The following is a 1,119-nucleotide window of genomic DNA, read 5'->3' on the forward strand; positions in this document are numbered from 1 at the left end:
TTCAGCGGGGACAACGGAAGCTTCTGTTGCAGGAGAAGTGCGCCTGTGAGTGGGATATCCCGCACTCAGGCAGGAGTCGGCTCAGCGTGTCGACAATACTAAGTTGGGCACGGAGATATGAGAAGGGTGGAAGGCGACTGGAGAGCCTGTATCCCAATGGCAGAAGTGACCGTGGCAGGCCGAGGGCATTGTGTGAAGATACAGTCCTTGCCCTGTGCGAATTGAAGAAACAGCTCAAGGGGGCATCGCTTCCGGCAGTGATCAGGGAAGCCAAACGGCGGCAGATATTGTTGCCACAGGTAAAAGTTGCAAAGGCGACGATTTACCGTCTGTACCGCCAGCGAGGGTTAATGAGCAGGCAGGAACAGGTTGAAGACCGTCGGCGGTTTGAGGCAGAACTGCCTAATGACATCTGGCAGTCTGACTGTATGCATGGGCCGATGGTAGACATAGAGGGCAGACAGCGTAAGACGTATCTTTTTGCCTTTATAGATGATATGAGCCGGCTGATCACGCATGCGGAGTTCTACCTCAATGAACGTATCGAAAGCTATATCGATGTCCTGAGGAAAGGGCTCAAAAAGAGAGGACTGCCCCGGAAGCTTTATGTAGACAACGGGCCGGCATTTAGATCTAATCTCCTGAGACATGCCACGGCTTCCCTGGGAATAGCATTGATCCATTCAACTCCCTATCAGCCACAGGGCCGGGGCAAAATCGAAAGGTTCTTCAGAACGCTGAGGATGCAGTTTTTGAGCGCTTGTGTCGAGGGCATGAACCTCAAGTATCTCAATGACGCCCTGAAGCAGTGGCTCGATACCAATTACCACACGTCAGTGCATAGCAGCACCAGGCAGACACCCCTGAACCGGTATCTCAAGCATGCACACCTCATGCGGGAGGCGCCTAAAGACCTGGACGATCATTTTCGGCTCAGAGTACAGCGAAAGGTGGATAAGGATAGAACCGTATCCCTTGGCGGCAGACTCTATGAAGCGCCGGTGCACCTGATCGGCAGGATGGTAACCCTGCTGTACCATGAAGACGATCCTGCCAGGGTTGAGGTCTTCTTCGACGGGATATCTCATAGTATGCTGGTCCCCCTGGGTTTGAACGTCA

1 protein-coding gene is annotated in these 1,119 nt (G+C 53.3%); it reads left to right on the forward strand.

What is annotated here, in order from left to right; all coding sequences use genetic code 11:
- Positions 1–86: 86 nt before the first annotated feature.
- A partial coding sequence (locus AB1552_14495; protein MEW6054967.1) for a DDE-type integrase/transposase/recombinase occupies positions 87–1,119 on the forward strand: 1,033 nt, incomplete at its 3' end.

The sequence above is a fragment of the Nitrospirota bacterium genome (assembly GCA_040754395.1).
Classification (GTDB): domain Bacteria; phylum Nitrospirota; class Thermodesulfovibrionia; order Thermodesulfovibrionales; family SM23-35; genus JBFMCL01.